The sequence below is a fragment of the Anaerotignum propionicum DSM 1682 genome, assembly GCF_001561955.1.
In the GTDB taxonomy this organism is placed as follows: Bacteria; Bacillota; Clostridia; order Lachnospirales; family Anaerotignaceae; genus Chakrabartyella; species Chakrabartyella propionicum.
This window is the reverse complement of record NZ_CP014223.1, coordinates 2355314-2372603: the sequence shown is the minus strand read 5'-3', so window position 1 is coordinate 2372603 and position 17290 is coordinate 2355314. Positions and strand designations below refer to the sequence as shown.

Genomic DNA, 17290 nt, shown 5'->3' with positions numbered 1-17290 from the left:
ACGTTTTTGTACCTGAAAAATAAAATTTTCATACTATTTTGAATATTTTGTTTGTGAAGAGCCATAAAAAGATATTTGTAAGTTCATTTCCTGTAAATAATGATTAGATGGGATGTAAAAAAGAATATAGGAGCAATTTTCGTGAAGGGCTCTATGTCTAATGCATTGTTAGATTTATTTTATTGAGAATAACAGAACGTATATGTTTATTGAGTTTACTTTTTCAATTACAAAAATAAGATTTAGAAAATGAAAATTGAACCAATACAAGGAAATTGAAAAAAGAAAAGTATATTGCTGCTTTTCTGTGGCAAAACTTGTATTTTAACGAGGAATAAGCTATGATGAAAAGTAACGGTAATTTTTAAATTCAAAGGAGAAAGTTATGCTTGATATTTGTTTGCTGGGAACAGGCGGAATGATGCCCATGCCCGGACGATTTTTAACGGCGATGCTGGCCAGAATCAACGGGCGGCTTTTGCTGATTGACTGTGGCGAGGGCACGCAGGTGACCATGAAGATGCAAGGATGGGGCTTTAAATCCATTGATGTGATTTGCATCACCCATTTCCATGCGGATCATATCTCAGGCCTACCGGGGCTTTTGCTAACCATTGGCAATGCGGGAAGGACGGAACCCCTTACGATAATTGGGCCACAAGGACTTGCTTATATTGTGGAAGGGCTTTGCAGGATATGTCCGGAATTGCCTTTTCCACTAACATATATTGAAATTGGAAAGGATACGCCAAATCCTATTCAGGTGGGCAATTTTATGATTTCCCACTGTTTGGCAGATCATATGGTGAAATGCTATGCTTATCGTGTAGACTTGCAGCGCAGAGGAAAGTTTGATGTAAAGAAAGCAGAAGGATTGGGTATTCCAAAAACGTTATGGGGCAGTTTACAAAAGGAAGGTTTCTTAGAGTTTGAAGGGAAGACATATACCTCCGACATGGTACTAGGGAATCCAAGAGCGGGAATAGGTGTAGCCTATTGTACGGACAGCAGACCTGTAGACAGATTACGCAACTTTATTCGAGGTGTTCAGCTTTTTATTTGCGAAGGTATGTATGGCGAGGATGAAAAAATACACAAAGCAAAAGAAAATAAGCATATGCTGTTTTCTGAGGCGGCACAGCTAGCCAAGGATGGCGAAGCAGAAGCTCTTTGGCTGACCCACTTCAGCCCATCTCTTAATGAGCCGGAACTGTTTTTAGAGGTAGCTCAGAATATTTTCCCTAATACGGTTTTGGGGGTGGAAAGAATGAGTACCACCATCCTGTTTCCCAAGGATGATTTGGAGGACAAAAAACATGAAAAATGAAAGAGACATTTATATACTGGCAATAGAAAGCTCCTGTGATGAAACGGCGGCTGCTGTGGTGAAGAACGGACGAGAGGTGCTGTCCAACGTTATTTCCTCACAAATTGCCTTGCATACCCTGTATGGGGGTGTTGTGCCTGAAATCGCCTCCAGAAAGCATATAGAGGCCATTGATGGGGTAATTACACAGGCTTTGCAGGAGGCAGGCGTAACCCTTCAGGAAGTAGATGCAATTGGGGTAACTTATGGTCCCGGTTTGGTGGGAGCGCTTTTGGTTGGCTTGGCAGAGGCGAAGGCTCTTGCTTTTGCAGTAAATAAGCCTTTGATTGGTGTACACCATATTGAAGGGCATATTTGTGCAAACTATATTGAGAATAAGGATTTTGAACCGCCCTACATGGCTTTGGTTGTTTCAGGGGGTCATTCCCACTTGGTTTATGTTTCTGATTATGGCAAGTACGAAATTTTGGGCAAGACTAGGGATGACGCCGCCGGTGAGGCATATGATAAGGTAGCCAGGGTCATTGGAATGGGCTATCCCGGAGGACCCAAAATTGATGCGGCGGCAAAACAAGGAAATCCTGATGCAATTAAATTTCCTCGTGTATTTTTAGAGGAAGATAGTTATGATTTTAGTTTCAGCGGTTTAAAATCAGCCGTTTTAAATTATGTGAATAAGCAAAAGATGTTGGGTGAGGAAATCAATCCTTTTGATATTGCTGCAAGCTTTCAGCAATCCGTTGTAGAGGTTCTGGTGGGAAAAGCAATAAAGGCTGCAAAGGGCAAAGGGCTGCAGAAAATTGCCTTAGCCGGTGGTGTGGCCTCCAATAGCGCTCTGCGAGAAAGAATGAAAGAGGCTTGCGCAAAGGAAGGATTCCAGCTGAGCATTCCTTCCCCTATTCTTTGCACGGATAATGCTGCAATGATTGGGTGTGCGGCGTATTATGAATATTTAGCAGGCGTGCGGGATGGTTTGGATTTGAATGCAAACCCAAGCTTAAAATTAGGAGAACGATGATAAAGGAGTGATACTTTGATTCGTAAAGCAATGGAGAAGGACTTGGATGAGGTTGAAGCAATCTATCACGAAGTTTTGGATTTTGAAGCGGCAAACGGCAGTTATACCAATTGGCAGAAAGGGCTTTATCCAACAAAAGGGGATGCTGAAAAAGCGCTGAAGGAAGGCACGCTTTTTGTTGGTCAGGATGAATCGGGACGATTGTATGGAAGTATTATTTTGAACCATATTCAACCCAAGGAATATACTAATATTGCTTGGAAGATTTCTGCTGAGAATGACGATGTTTTGGTTATTCATACCCTTTGCATCAGACCGAATTCCAGTGGAAAGGGTTATGGTAGAGAGTTTGTTGCATTTGCTGAGGAGTATGCACGTATGAGATGGTGTAAAGTCATAAGACTTGATACATATGAGGGGAACCAACCTGCCATTCATTTATATTCCCATTTGGGATATGAGTTGGCGGGAAAGTGTCTTTTTCATTTTCAGAATGTAATATGGGAGACTTTGGTTTGCATGGAGAAGCGCATCCATGGATAGATTTTGAGGACTTATGCCACTGAATGAGTAAGATACATTTGAACATCAATGAAGCGTGGGGGGGCACTCTGACACCCATAAGGCTATGGAAAACCCTTTCCATGGTATCCTTGCTCCCTATGCTCAGGTTATGGGGTATTTATATTGTGGCTATTTTTTTACACAAAATTTATTTCACTATCTCCCATATCAGAGAGATAGTGAAAATATCTCGATTGTAAAAAAACGGTATCTGCAAATAACTGCGGATACCGTTTTATGTATATGTATATTAAAAGATTTCAAAAAGTGGCAACAGTTCTGTTAGACATTGAATTTCATAGGTAGGTTGAAATTCGGTTTCATTTGTTACCCCGTTTGGGTTAAACCAACAGCTTTCTATGCCGGCGCGCATGCCACCCTGAATATCGGACGATAAGGAATCTCCGATAATGATAGCCTCTTCTTTTTGAAAATTTGGAATACGCTCAAAGCAATATTGAAAGTACTCAACCATTGGTTTTTGAAGTCCGATAACTTCTGAAACAAAGATTGCCTTAAAGTAAGGGGCAAGGCCACTGTCAATTAGGCGTTTTTCCTGGGTAGCGGCAAGGCCGTTTGTTACAACATATAGTTCATGGGTTTTATGCAGTTTTTTGACTACGTCCAGTGCATCCTCAATCAAGTCAATGCCTTCAGAGAGTGCTTGGCGGTATGCTTTTTCCATCAAATTTCCGTCTGCCTTGATAGAAAATTCCGAAAAGGTATCGGTGAAGCGGTTTTGAAAGATAATATCACGGGGAATTTTACCACATTCATATTGTGCCCAAAGTATACGGTTATGGGAAAGGTACCAAGAGAAAATTTCCTCGGTAAAAGGTATACCAAAAGAATCGAAACATTTTTTGAGACCTTTTTTTTCTGTTGCTGAAAAATCCATTAGGGTGTGATCAATATCGAATAATAAAAATTTTTTTTTCATTAATGCATGCCTCCGTCTAAGGTGATAATCTGTCCGGTAAGATAGGACGAAGATTCCTCGGCTAAAAAAAGTGCCAGCTTCGCCACTTCCGCTGGTGTTCCAAAACGCATGAGTGATATTTCGTCTGCAAGTGCTTTTCGCTCCCCTTCATCAAAGGCTGCATTCATTTGAGTTTCAATGACACCGCAGGCGATGGCATTCACACGGATTCCCGAAGGGCCAAGCTCCTTTGCCATTGCTTTTGTAAAGCTGTTGATGCCACCCTTTGAGGCAGAATAAACTGCTTCGCAGGATGCCCCCAACTCACCCCACATAGAGGAGATGTTAATGATTGAGCCGCTTTTTTTCCGCACCATGTCAGCTACCGCTAGATGGGTGCAATTAAATACAGAATAAAGGTTCACAGCTATTAGGTTTTGCCACTCTTGAGGGTTCATATCAGAAAAAAGCCCAATATGAGAAATACCAGCATTATTGATTAAGATATCAACACTGCCAAAGGTATCTTCTATTGTTTGGAACATTTTTTTGCAAGTATCATAATCGGAAGCGTCTCCAAGGAGGGCAAGAACGGGAATGTTATCTCTTGCAAGCTGTTTCTCCATTTCTAAAAGGGCTTCCTTGCTCTTTGATGCATTTAAAATGATATTACAGCCTGCTTTGGCAAAGGCAAAGGCAATTCCTTGGCCGATGCCTCGGGAGGAGCCGGTTATGAAAACGGTTTTACCCTTTAGACTCAAAATGATCACTACTTTCTTAATTGTTATGTTTTTTATTATTGTATCGGAAATATTTAAGAATTACAAGGCAGAAAGCAGTTGGATTTTTTTAGGGAATGCGGTATACTAGTTCTGTTGACTTTTTAGTCAGAAAGGGTGGAAGTATGCTGGAAGCGATTAATACTAAAGAATTAAAATTGATGGATATTTTATCTATTGCCATGAAATTATTTGTTGGAAATCTCCCCATGGTCATGGTTGTTGTAGCTTTTCTGTTTTTTCCCATAAGCATTTTAAATGCAATGATTTTGGATCGGTTGAATATTGGGGTGCAACTTATAGAAAGTTTGAACACTACAGAAGCAATTTTGGAAAATATGCCTGCTTTTAAGGATGCGGCTCTAAGTTTCTTTCAAAATTATTTATTGCTCATTGCAATGTACCTGTTTTTAGAACCAATCGGAGTTATTTCTATTGCTAAAATAGCAAAAAAAAGTATTTGTGGTGATCCCATTCATATGCAAGAAATCATTGGGGAGTCCATGAATTGCCTTTGGAGTGTTATTATAACGGCAGTACCATACTTTTTCTTGATTTTTATTGCAGGTATGCTTTTTATTATCCCGGGAGTTTATCTGGGAATTATTTGGACTTTTTATGTATATGCCATTGGTTTAAGGCAAAAAAGAGGATGGAAAGCCCTAGAATATAGCATGAAACTGACAAAGGGAAGGTTTTGGCAAACAGTTTTAGTGATTTTAACTATTTTTCTGATTGCATTGGGTTGGGATTGGATTTTTGGCACTGTGAAATTAATTCTACCTCAGCATATTGGAACAGATATTTTATCTTACACACTGTCTTACATTGTTGCAAGTTTTGCCAGTATAGCCTTAACAGTATTGTTTATGAATCGGGAGGTGGTATTACTGGGAGAAAGACAAGTAAAAGAGTATACCTTGGATAGCACAATTGACGAAGACAATAAATAAGAATTTAAGAGCCTTTTTTAAAGTGAAATCTACAAATATAGATTTATACTGTTTGGACGTGTATGAAAATTTTTACGTTTAAACTGGATTTCCTTTGAAAAAGGTTCTTTTTTATATAAATTGGTACTGGGAAGTCCAGACCTCTGAAAATATTTGTACTTGTGTTTGATGAGATTCTTTCTACCAATCTGAGATCTCTTCTAGCACTACACAATCATAATTTTTAGGAAGAAACGAATGCAAAAATGTTGTGGGGAAAATGAAATCCAAGAAAAAGCAAGTCAGCAACTCACGAAGTGGGACGAAAAATGTCCCAAGAAAAGAAAATATTTTTGAAAAAGGTCTAGGAAAAGAAAAAACCCTCTGCTATAATAAAACAGGACAATTTTTAAATTGGAAAGAATGGTGGCAGAAAATGTACTCGACAGATTGTACCTTTACGAAGGAAGAAATGAAGTATTTAAAATTACTGGCGAATCAATATAAAAATATCAATAGTGCGGCAACAGAGGTGATGAACCTCAAAGCCATATTGAATTTACCTAAGGGCACAGAGCATTTTGTATCTGATATTCATGGGGAAGCGGAATCCTTTAGCCATGTTCTTAGAAATGCTTCGGGTGTTATTAAAAACCATATCAGCGCAATCTTTGGCGCTAGCCTGCGGGAAAGCGAAAAAAAAGCTTTGGCAACTCTCATTTATTATCCGGAAAAAAAGCTGGAAATGATGACAGAGCAGGAAGAGGATTTGGACGACTGGTATAAAATTACGTTACATAGACTGGTTCGAATTTGCAAGGTAATTTCTTCAAAATATACACGCTCTAAGGTAAGAAAAGCACTACCCATGGAGTTTGCTTATATTATTGAAGAATTACTCCATGAGGATAGTGTTAGCCGCGATAAGGAAATGTACTATAACGAAATCATTCGTACAATTATTGATTTAGAACAGGCAGATCGTTTTATCATTGCGCTGGCAAATCTCATTCAAAGACTTGCAATTGACCAACTTCATGTAATTGGAGATATCTATGATAGAGGGCCTAATGCAGCACAAATTATGGATATTTTAGCAAAATACCACTCCGTTGATATTCAATGGGGTAACCATGATATTGCGTGGATGGGCGCTGCTGCGGGCTGCCAAGCACTTATTTGTAACGTTTTGCGTATTCAGACCAGATATGCTAATCTGGATACCATTGAGGAGGATTATGGAATTAATTTAATTCCCTTGGCAACCTTTGCTATGGAGAAATATGCAGATGATCCTTGTGCGCAATTTGCGCCAAAGGGCACTGAAGAGATGAGCGATAAGGATTTTAATATGATTGCCAAAATGCATAAGGCAATCTCCATTATACAATGGAAAATGGAGGCACAGATCATTAAGCGTCATCCGGAGTTCAGGATGGAAAATCGTTTGCTTTTGGATAAAATTAATTTTGAAAAAGGTACTATCAAGATTGAAGGAAAAGAATATCAGATGAATGATATAAATTTCCCAACTGTTGATCCCAAGGATCCATATAAGCTTACCCCCGAAGAACAGATTGTAATGGATAAGGTAAAATCCTCCTTTGTAAACAGTGAGAGATTGCAGGCACATACAAGGGTTCTTTTCAGCAAAGGCAGCATGTATACCATTTTTAACTCCAACCTTCTATTCCACGGTGGTATTCCCATGAATGAGGACGGGACGCTGAAAACAGTAACTTTCCGAGGCAAGCAGTACTCCGGAAAGGAATATTTGGATGAAGTGGAAAGAACAGCCAGAGAGGGTTACTTTAGCAGACCTCACAGTGATAATAAGCGTGAGTGCATGGACATCATTTGGTATTTATGGTGCGGTGAAGATTCTCCTCTGTTTGGTAAGAAAAAGATGACAACCTTTGAGCGGTATTTTATAGATGATAAAACAACCCATAAGGAAGTTAGCAATCCTTACTACACTTTGCGAAACGAGGAGAATGTATGTAAAACGGTATTATCTGCATTTGGTCTTGATCCTGATGCTTCCCACATCATCAATGGGCATGTGCCTGTAAAAGTATCCAAGGGAGAAAGCCCCATTAAAGCTAAGGGTAGACTTTTTGTTATAGATGGTGGGTTTGCCAAGGCGTATCAGAAGGTGACGGGTATTGCGGGTTATACTTTGATTTATAATTCCCATGGCTTGGTACTGGTTTCCCATGAACCCTTTGTTTCAACAGAAGTGGCCATTGCGGAGGAAAAGGATATTCTATCTTCTACGGTTGCATTGCAATATACCCAGGATCGTATTCGTGTAAGAGATACGGATATTGGTAAGAAATTACTAGAAAGTATTGATGAGTTGGAAAAATTGCTTTATGCATATAAGAATGGCTTAATCAAAGAGCAATAATAAAAATGACCGCTATTTCTCAAAATGAGTAATGGCGGTCTGCTTTTTATTGATATTAGCTTGATAAAACCAACTGTTCTGTTGTTTATGCTGATAGTGACAAGAGTTTTGGAAAAGGAATGACCCCCTATAGAATTAGGACAAACGGGGGGAATAAAATTTTTAATAAAAGTAGTAGTTTAATATGAAGAATTTTGAAAATCTGCTTTACACTCTAATATGATATAATATGCCTATAGGTCGATTGAGCTTTATAAAATCTTAAAAGTAAATATGAAAGGAATTATATTAGCTTTCTACCTTTTATGGTATACTTAAAGATAAAGGATATAATATTGATATTCTCTATGAAATGAATGAGGGATTAAAATGAACAAAAAGGCATTACACACGTTGGAATATGACAAGATTATCGAAAAATTAGCCGCCTTTGCGGTTTCGCCGATGGCAAAGGAACGAGCCAGAGAACTGCAACCTGCAACGGTGATGAGCGATATTGCTCTATGGCAGCAAGAAACCACGGAAGCTACAGATATGATTTTGCGAAAAGGTACACCTTCCTTTGGTGGTTTTCGCGAAATAAGACCCCAGTTAAAACGGGCAAGCATGGCAGGGGTTCTCTCTATTTCCGAACTGATGGAAATTGGGGAATTTCTTTATGTGTGCCGAAAGATGAAAAATTATGGTAAGCATGAAAATAAAGCAGAAGCCTATGAACGAATGGACGAGTATTTCGAATTACTGGCGCCCATACCTTCCTTGGAAAATGAAATAAACCGATGCATTCTTTCTGAAACAGAGATTTCTGATGATGCAAGTGCAGAGCTTCGAAATATCCGTAAGGAGATTAAGATTTCCAATGAAAAAGTAAGAGATCACTTAAATGGAGTGATTTCTTCTTCGGCGTACCGCAATATGCTTCAGGATTTTGTAATTACTATTCGAAATGACCGTTATTGTGTTCCTGTAAAGAGTGAATACAGAAACACCTTTCCTGGTATGATACATGACCAATCCAACACAGGTTCCACTTTATTTATGGAGCCTTTGAGTGTTATTCAGCTGAATAATAAAATAAAGGAGCTTCAAGCAAAGGAGAAAGATGAAATTCGCAAAATCTTGGTGGAGCTTTCCCGTCTGGTTACGGAGAACACCATGGTTCTGGAAGCAAATCTGGAGCTTTTAACCCAAATGGACTTTATTTTCGCAAAGGCGGGTTTATCTGTCTCCATGGGGGGAACCAGACCTTTATTTAACACAAAAGGTTATATTCATATTGAGAAAGCTAGACATCCCCTTTTGGATGCAAAAGCTGTTGTGCCGATTAATATTTATTTGGGTAAGGAATTTACAACATTATTGATTACAGGTCCCAATACCGGTGGGAAGACGGTTGCCCTGAAAACCCTTGGTCTGTTCACACTGATGGGACAGGCAGGGCTTCATATTCCTGCTTTTGACCATTCACAATTGGCTATTTTTGATAATGTTTTTGCTGATATTGGCGATGAGCAGAGCATTGAGCAAAGTTTAAGCACATTCTCTTCCCACATGACCAATATTGTGAAAATTATGGATGAAGTGACAGATGATTCGTTGGTTCTTTTTGACGAATTGGGCGCAGGGACAGATCCTACGGAAGGTGCAGCCTTGGCACTTGCCATTATTCAGGAGCTAAAAGTAAGAAAAATTCGCACTGCTGTAACAACTCATTACAGTGAGCTTAAGGTATATGCTCTTTCAACGAAAGGCGTTGAAAATGCTTGCTGTGAGTTTGATGTGGAAACCCTTCGACCAACCTACCGCTTGTTAATTGGTATTCCCGGTAAAAGTAATGCCTTTGCCATTTCCAAGCGCTTGGGATTGCAAGAGTATATTATTAATAGTGCAAAAGAATTTATCAGTCAAGATGAGGCTAGGTTTGAAGATGTAATCACAGATTTGGAAATCAGCAAGAAATCTGTTGCCTATGAGCAAGAGCGTGCAGAGCAGTACCGTATAGAAGCGGAAAACTTAAAGATTGAGGTGGAACGGCAAAAAGAAAAAACCAGCGAGCAAAAGGAAAAGATTTTGCAAAAGGCAAGAGAAGAAGCTAAGCTGATTTATGCCCAGGCCAAGGAAGAGGCTGATAGCATTATAAAAGAAATGAACCGTCAAGCAAAAGAAAAGGGAAATCAGCAAAAGCTTTTGGAAAACAGGAGTAAGCTAAAGGAAAAGTTATCTTCTGTGCAAGAGGATTTTCTGAAATCCAAAAAGATAAAACCCAGCCATAAAGTGCCTGAGAATTTACAGACAGGAAATCGAGTTTATGTTATATCCTTCGATCAAAACGGTGTTGTCCTTTCTCCGCCTGATAAAAACAAAGAAGTTATGGTACAGATGGGAAGCATGAAGGCCAAGATTCCATTGGCAGAGCTGATGCTGGATGATTCCGCACCAAAGGAAAATAAGCAGAAACAGTCTGCTCCAAGGGCTAAGGTATCTAAGAGCCAATTTATTTCGGCTGAAATTGATTGTAGAGGACAGCTGGTTGATGAAGCTTTAGCAAATATAGACAAATATATTGATGATGCATATTTATCTGGACTAAAGCAAATTGTTATTATTCACGGAAAAGGAACGGGCGCTTTGCGTACAGCGGTGCAGAGTTATTTGAAAACGAACTCTCATGTAAAAAGCCAAAGACCAGGAGTATACGGTGAAGGTGAAGCAGGTGTTACGGTAGTTGAACTAAAGTAATGGATTTCAAAAAGATTGATGATGGGAAAAGAAAAACCCATCCGTTTCGACTGTAGAGTCTAAAAAATTCTGGGAATTCTTTCAACAAAAGGGGAGATCTTCATGAACGGAAAACAAAAGATTTTGATTGTGGATGATGATAAGCATATTGCAGAGCTGATTTCTCTATATTTGGAGAAAGAGGGCTTTGATACCAAAGAAGCATATGACGGCAGAGAGGCAATCAAGGAGATAGGTGCAATTAAGCCGGATTTAGTTATTTTGGATTTGATGTTGCCTGGTATGGATGGATATCAGGTTTGCGCAGAAGTTCGAAAAACGAGTAACGTCCCAATTATTATGCTGACAGCAAAAGGTGAAACCTTTGATAAGGTTCTTGGATTGGAGCTTGGTGCTGATGATTACATGGTGAAGCCCTTTGATTCCAAGGAACTGGTGGCAAGAGTCAAGGCGGTTTTGCGGCGTTATGAACCAAAACAGCAGGAGGATGCCAACATCCTACGGTTTCCCAACTTGGAAATCAATATTTCAAATTATTCCGTGACCTACCATGGAAAAAGTTTAGAATTTCCTCCAAAGGAATTTGAGCTTTTGTACTATTTGGCGGAGCATCCCAATCGAGTTTTTACGAGAGAGCAGCTTTTAGATCAAATTTGGGGATATGAATATATTGGTGATACCAGAACCGTTGATGTGCATGTAAAGCGCATTCGAGAAAAATTGAATCAGGAAGATGAATGGGGTATTTTAACGGTATGGAGTGTTGGGTATAAATTTGGTCAGAAATGAAGCTAAACATTTGAATAATAAAATAAGACGACTGATAATCAGTCGTCTTACATAATATTTATATCATTTTATATACTGTTGCACCATGCTGTGATAATACGAACCAAATAATCAAACGATATTATAATTGAGAGTCTTTTTCAGAGGCAATGAGCTCTTGGTCAACTGACGAAGCTTCTCCTTCTTTGGATTCTTCTATTTCGGTAAACTCCCCATCCTTTTTTTCTTCATGGGCTTGGAGGGTAAGCCTTTGTTTTTCTTGCTCCATTTTTTCCCTTTGGGAATGCTGTTTTCTAATATTTGTGAGGCGCATCATCATGCAGAAAATATAAAGGAAAAACAGGAGATAATGAAAGCTATTCATGTTTCCCCAAGGTGTTCTGATTAAAACATATAATCCCACGCCGATTAAAATAATATCAGCAGTGGAAAGTTTCTTTTTGTCAGGATTAGATTGCGGTTTTTTAAGATTCATTGGATTGTAAAACGGTTATACCGTTATCTCCTTTCTTTTTTAATGCAATATATTTATTATACCATCATTCCGAGATTATGGAAGCTTTTTTGATGGATTTTGGAGGTAAAATCATGCGCAAAGAATCAATTGTGAAAAAACAAATGCTGCAATACATTACTACGATTCTTATTTGTGTGTTGATATTAGGTGGAATCCTATCTGTGGTTTACACACAGCATTATATGAAGGAAAAGCGCAATGAGCTGATTCAGCAAGGACGGAAGATTTCTATTGCATTTACAAATGCCTACCGAACAGGCAACTTAAGTAATTTGAGCTATGAACTGCAAGTATTGGAGGAATACATGGGTGCGGGAATCTTAATGGTAAATGCTGACGGTGTTGTTGTATTGGCATCACCGGGGCTTGATGAAATGATGATTGGACAATCCTTTGCCTTTCAAGATTTGGTGGAAGGGGTAAAGGAGGGAAACATTGTTTCCAGTGAAAGAAAGGCAACCACGATATTTGATGTGCCCACGCTGGTGGTTGGTTATCCCCTTTCTGTGGGAAAAATGGCGGGGATTTTTATGTGTCGTTCCATGCCTGAAATGGAGCAATCCCTATATCAGATGTATCAAGTGGGTGTTGCCAGCATTTTTGTCGTGTTTCTTTTTGCTATTTTGTTTAGCTATCTGACCTCCAGAAAGATGACTAGACCTATTAAAGAGATGAACGATGCCGCAAAGGTAATTGCCAGCGGAAATTTTGAACATCGGGTAGAAATTACAAGCAATGATGAATTCGGTGAATTGGCAAAAAGCTTTAATCATATGGCTGAGAGTTTACAAAACAACGATAAGACACGACGAGATTTTATCGCAAATGTTTCTCATGATTTACGCTCACCACTTACCTCTATGCAAGGGTTTCTTACGGCAATGCTAGATGGAACGGTACCTTTGGAGAAGCAAGAAAAATATTTGCATATTGTTTTGGAGGAAACGCTACGACTTTCTCGTTTAACAGAAGGAATTGTTGATTTAAGTCGGGCGGAGAGTAGTAAAATTATTTTAGATGAGTCTGACTTTGATTTAAATGAGCAAATTCGTGCTAACATTAATTTATTAGAGCCGCAGTTAAACGAAAAGAATGCCGTGATTAAAGCGATTTTTGCAGACCAAATTACCATGGTTCACGGAGATATAGACAAGATTTCCAGGGTGATTCAAAATTTATTGAGTAATGCTGTGAAGTTCTCACCAACAGGAGGGTTAATTGAGGTGGAAACAACAAAAACAGATCGGAAAAAGGTTTTGGTTTCCATCAAGGATCATGGAATTGGCATTAGTCCTGAGGATCAAAAATACATTTTTGACCGTTTTTATAAGGCTGATAGAACGCGTAATCAGGATATGCAAGGAAGCGGAATCGGATTGGCCATAGTAAGAGAGTTCTTGCAGGCTCACAATGAAGGTATTACCGTAAAAAGCACCCAGGGAGATGGTAGCACTTTTGTTTTTTCCCTTAAAATGTCGGAAGAATAGAAAACATTTACTATTGAATGAAAGATACAAAAGACAGAAACCCTTCTGTTTTAAAAGACGAAGATATCTTTACAAGTATGAAAAAGGCCTATAAAACAAGGATTTCACGAATCCAAGTTATATAGGCTTTATTTTAATGAAAAAGAAATATTATGTGTGGATAAAATATATCCCACAATTGTTTTTAACTCTTCCTCAATTGATTATAATTTTTCAACTTCTTCCATCCAGATTCGACTGGACGCATCCGTCGGCATTCGCCAATCGCTTCTTGGAGAAAGACATAAAGCACCAACCTTAGGTCCATCGGGCAAACAAGAACGCTTAAACTGTTGCATAAAGAAGCGATGGTAGAAGTTTTTCAGCCACTTCAAAAGCGTTTCTCTGGAATATGCATTTCCGAAGGCTTGCTCTGCCAGAAATAATACCTTGGCTGGTGAGAAGCCAAATCGAATGATTTGATACAGGAAAAAGTCGTGAAGCTCGTAAGGACCCACCAAATCCTCGGTTTTTTGATTAATATTTCCATTTTCGTCAGGAGGCAATAACTCCGGACTTACAGGTGTATCCAAAATATCAAGAAGAATATCGGAAGCTTTCTGATCTAATTCACCTGTGGATGCAACCCAATTTACTAAAACTCGAACCAATGTTTTCGGAATACCGGCATTAACCGCGTACATGGACATATGGTCGCCATTATAGGTTGCCCAGCCCAATGCAAGCTCAGACAAATCCCCTGTACCAACCACGATTCCCCCTGTTTGATTTGAAATATCCATCAGGATTTGGGTGCGTTCCCGGGCTTGCGTGTTTTCATAAGTAACATCATGGACAGAAGGATCGTGACCGATATCCTCAAAATGCTGTAAAGAGGCTGCACGGATGGAAATTTCTCTGGTGGAAATTCCAAGAGACTTCATTAGTTGAACTGCATTTTGGTATGTTCGATCGGTAGTTCCAAAGCCCGGCATAGTAATACCTAAAACATGATCTCTAGGAATATTCAAAAAATCACAAGCCTTTACACAAACCAAAAGAGCTAGTGTAGAGTCTAAACCACCTGAAATTCCAATCACTAGGGTTTTGGCATGGGTATGTTCCATACGTCTTGCCAGACCGGTTGTTTGAATCATAAAGATATCATGACAACGCTTGCTTAATGAGGCATCATCAGCAGGAGTAAAGGGTTTTGCAGTAATAGGTCTCTTAAACTCATCCAATTCATCCTCGACCATGGAAAATTTAATTTCTCGATAGAATTTTTGTGCATGGGCTCTGGAAAGATGGGACATGTAAGTGGTATGCTTACGGCGTTCGCTAGCCAAAAGTTCTAAATCCACATCGGCATAAATCAGCTGATTTTCCTGTGAAAATGACTCTGATTCTCCAAGCAAAACGCCATTTTCATAAATTAGGCTGTGACCACTGAAAACGGTATCTTGCGTGGATTCGCCAATTCCTGCGGAAGCGTATGCATATGCACACAAACAACGGGAGGATTGTTGAGCAATAAGTTGATGGCGATAGCCCGGTTTTGCTGCCAATTCATTACTGGCCGAGGGATTTAAAAGTACTGTGGCTCCATATAAACTCAAATAGGAACTTGGAGGAATTGGTCCCCACAAATCCTCACAAATTTCCACGCCTACTTTGAGATTTGGGAAGTTTTCCGCAGCAAAAATAAGGTCCCCACCAATGGGAACAACTTGTCCGGCAAAAGTGATTTCTTCCTGAATTAAATCATCGGATGATGCAAACCAACGCTCCTCATAAAACTCGCTATAATTAGGAAGTAATGTTTTCGGAACAAGACCTAATATTTTCCCCTTATGAAGGAGTGCAGCGCAATTGAAAGTTTGATTATCGGACAGAACAGGAACGCCAATTAATATTAGCATGTCCAATTCCTTGGTTTCTGCCGCAATTTCTGCTAAGGTTTTTTCGGCAGAGGCTAGCAAGGGGTTTTGAAAGAACAAATCCCCACAGGTATATGCTGTAACGGAAAGCTCAGGAAAAGTAAGAATTTTCACCTTTTTTTCTGCCGCATTTTTGATTACTGACATGATTTCTTGCTTATTATAAATGCAGTCAGCAACCTTTAATTTGGGAATGGCAACGGCAACTTTAATGTAGTTAAACATGATATACACTCCTTAGAATTTTCTGAATAAACCAATTACTTTGCCTAAGATTGTCACATCACGAACAATGATTGGTGACATGGCAGAGTTTTCAGGCTGTAGACGGATAAAATCTTTTTCTCGATAAAAGGTTTTAACGGTAGCAAAATCTTCAATCAGAGCGACGACGATGTCTCCGTTATTGGCGGAATTTTGCTGCCTGACAAGAATTAAATCTTTATCAAAAATTCCAGCCTCAATCATACTTTCTCCTCTTACGCGCAGCATGAACACAGTATCATTATGGATATATTCAACAGGAATGGGAAAGGTATCCTCAATATTTTCTACGGCCAAAATTGGTGTGCCTGCGGTAATGGTTCCTATAATAGGCACGTTTACCAATTCTTTTTGGGGGGAATCATAAAAATCGGGAGCCAATATTTCGATTGCCCGTGGCTTGGTTGGATCACGCCGAATGAGTCCCTTTTTTTCCAATCTGGCAAGGTGACCATGCACAGTTGAGGTGGATTTTAAACCAACTGCTTCGCATATCTCACGTACCGATGGTGGATAGCCCTTTTCTCTCACTTCGGATTTCATATATTCTAAAATTTGTCTTTGCTTAGGTGACAAATCGCCCATTGATAACACTCCTTTACAGATAGACTTTGTAAATGAAAAACTTTTATACGGTGCAATTATATAAAAAACTATTTCCTTTTTTTGCAGTATAACACAGAGCTAGAATAAAATCAAACCTACGTTCGGAATATATCAAAAAAAATATTGACAAAGAATATAAGTTCGATTAGTATAAAGGGGAATTAAAGAAAATTTGTTCGCGTGGGGGCGTTTTTATGAATTATTATTTTGTTAAAAGATTTATGAAAAAGGTACGTGAAAGAGCATTTTTGTTCATCACATTGGGCATGATTCTAGGCCTTGGAACCATGGTATTGGGTGCACAGAGAGAGCAATCACAAGAAGTTTATTATGAAGCTGTATTCATTCATTCTGGAGATACTCTATGGCAGATTGCCAAAAAATATAAGGCGGATAATGAAAAAGTAGAACATATGATTTCTGAAATCATGAAAATTAACGGAATGCGTTCTGAGAACATATTATCTGGTGAAAGTTTAATTGTTCCAATGAAAAGATGAGCAAATAGCTTTCAAGTTCTTTCTCATCGCCTGTATGTGTTTGAAACAAGGGTTATGTTTTATAGGCTGAACAGAGTGTTAATGATAAAAGATTAGAGGATTTCATTTCAAACTTGCTGATTAGTGAATCCTTTACTGGAACAAATCTGGTTATTATGTTGAAAATAATCGAGGATGTTCGAAGTGGTCTAAATTTTAGAAATTCTTTTTTAGTTTATAAAAATGAAAGCTTTTAGATTTTAGTCTCGACAGTACTGGTGATATTAACAACTTTTCAGAGCCTTTAAGGCTCTTTTTTAAAACATAGAGTTGGTTTTTTTGGAGATATTATAAATTAGATATAAAAACAACGAAGAGTATCAAGATATAAGCCATTAAAAATGGAAAAGTCATTTCTTAAGCATTTTTTACTTTTAAAAGAATTTCGTTGTGATGTAGTTATAATTGTGTTAGAATTGAAAAATAAATTGGTATTTTCTGGCGAGTATTATCAATAGAAAATATAGAGAAGGGAGGGTAA

14 protein-coding genes are annotated in these 17290 nt (G+C 38.7%); 9 read left to right on the top strand and 5 right to left on the bottom strand.

Annotated features, from left to right (window positions below):
• Positions 1-385 precede the first annotated feature (385 nt).
• From CPRO_RS11080 to CPRO_RS11070, 3 genes are read left to right on the top strand one after another with little or no spacing between them, the layout of a single operon-like run.
• Complete coding sequence (locus CPRO_RS11080; protein ID WP_066051714.1) at positions 386-1327, top strand: ribonuclease Z; 942 nt, start codon at positions 386-388, stop codon at positions 1325-1327.
• A complete protein-coding gene (tsaD, locus tag CPRO_RS11075) occupies positions 1317-2345 on the top strand; it encodes a tRNA (adenosine(37)-N6)-threonylcarbamoyltransferase complex transferase subunit TsaD (RefSeq protein ID WP_066051711.1) in 1029 nt (342 codons plus the stop codon). Before CPRO_RS11080 ends, tsaD begins: the two co-directional genes overlap by 11 nt.
• A 15-nt stretch (positions 2346-2360) precedes the next feature.
• The gene (locus CPRO_RS11070; RefSeq protein ID WP_066051707.1) at positions 2361-2888 is read left to right on the top strand and encodes a GNAT family N-acetyltransferase; all 528 of its coding nucleotides are present in this window, start codon (positions 2361-2363) and stop codon (positions 2886-2888) included.
• 271 nt (positions 2889-3159) lie between these two features.
• On the opposite strand, the gene CPRO_RS11065 is transcribed toward CPRO_RS11070, so the two are convergent.
• On the bottom strand, positions 3160-3849 hold the full coding sequence (locus CPRO_RS11065) for a YjjG family noncanonical pyrimidine nucleotidase (RefSeq protein WP_066051703.1): 690 nt from the start codon (positions 3847-3849) through the stop codon (positions 3160-3162).
• Positions 3849-4589 (bottom strand): elongation factor P 5-aminopentanone reductase, encoded by a 741-nt coding sequence (ymfI, locus tag CPRO_RS11060; RefSeq protein WP_066051700.1) that lies wholly within the window; start codon positions 4587-4589, stop codon positions 3849-3851. The genes CPRO_RS11065 and ymfI overlap by 1 nt, the downstream gene beginning before the upstream one ends.
• A 143-nt stretch (positions 4590-4732) precedes the next feature.
• Between ymfI and CPRO_RS11055 the strand changes: the two genes are divergently transcribed.
• The 4 genes from CPRO_RS11055 to CPRO_RS11040 all read left to right on the top strand — a co-directional run bounded on the left by CPRO_RS11055 (position 4733) and on the right by CPRO_RS11040 (position 11477).
• Positions 4733-5560: a hypothetical protein gene (locus CPRO_RS11055; protein WP_066051697.1), complete on the top strand. Its 828-nt coding sequence runs from the start codon at positions 4733-4735 to the stop codon at positions 5558-5560.
• Positions 5561-5975: 415 nt separating this feature from the next.
• On the top strand, positions 5976-7949 hold the full coding sequence (locus CPRO_RS11050; protein WP_066054000.1) for a fructose-bisphosphatase class III: 1974 nt from the start codon (positions 5976-5978) through the stop codon (positions 7947-7949).
• Between the two features lie 369 nt (positions 7950-8318).
• Positions 8319-10688 carry an endonuclease MutS2 gene (locus CPRO_RS11045; protein WP_066051694.1) on the top strand — a complete coding sequence of 790 codons (2370 nt, stop codon included), beginning with the start codon at positions 8319-8321 and terminating at the stop codon, positions 10686-10688.
• 102 nt (positions 10689-10790) lie between these two features.
• Complete coding sequence (locus CPRO_RS11040) at positions 10791-11477, top strand: response regulator transcription factor (RefSeq protein ID WP_066051691.1); 687 nt, start codon at positions 10791-10793, stop codon at positions 11475-11477.
• 121 nt (positions 11478-11598) lie between these two features.
• On the opposite strand, the gene CPRO_RS15515 is transcribed toward CPRO_RS11040, so the two are convergent.
• On the bottom strand, positions 11599-11745 hold the full coding sequence (locus CPRO_RS15515; RefSeq protein WP_159430697.1) for a hypothetical protein: 147 nt from the start codon (positions 11743-11745) through the stop codon (positions 11599-11601).
• Positions 11746-12065: 320 nt separating this feature from the next.
• On the opposite strand from CPRO_RS15515, the gene CPRO_RS11030 reads away from it, so the two are divergent.
• Positions 12066-13481, top strand: a complete 1416-nt coding sequence (locus CPRO_RS11030) for a sensor histidine kinase (protein ID WP_159430699.1) — start codon at positions 12066-12068, stop codon at positions 13479-13481.
• A 203-nt stretch (positions 13482-13684) separates the two neighbouring features.
• Here the strand turns inward: CPRO_RS11030 and CPRO_RS11025 are convergent, their stop codons facing one another.
• Positions 13685-15625 (bottom strand): NAD(+) synthase, encoded by a 1941-nt coding sequence (locus tag CPRO_RS11025; protein WP_200777693.1) that lies wholly within the window; start codon positions 15623-15625, stop codon positions 13685-13687.
• Positions 15626-15637: 12 nt separating this feature from the next.
• Positions 15638-16249, bottom strand: a complete 612-nt coding sequence (gene lexA / locus CPRO_RS11020) for a transcriptional repressor LexA (protein ID WP_066051682.1) — start codon at positions 16247-16249, stop codon at positions 15638-15640.
• A gap of 215 nt (positions 16250-16464) precedes the next feature.
• Between lexA and yneA the strand changes: the two genes are divergently transcribed.
• On the top strand, positions 16465-16770 hold the full coding sequence (yneA, locus tag CPRO_RS11015; protein ID WP_082754343.1) for a cell division suppressor protein YneA: 306 nt from the start codon (positions 16465-16467) through the stop codon (positions 16768-16770).
• Positions 16771-17290 lie beyond the last annotated feature (520 nt).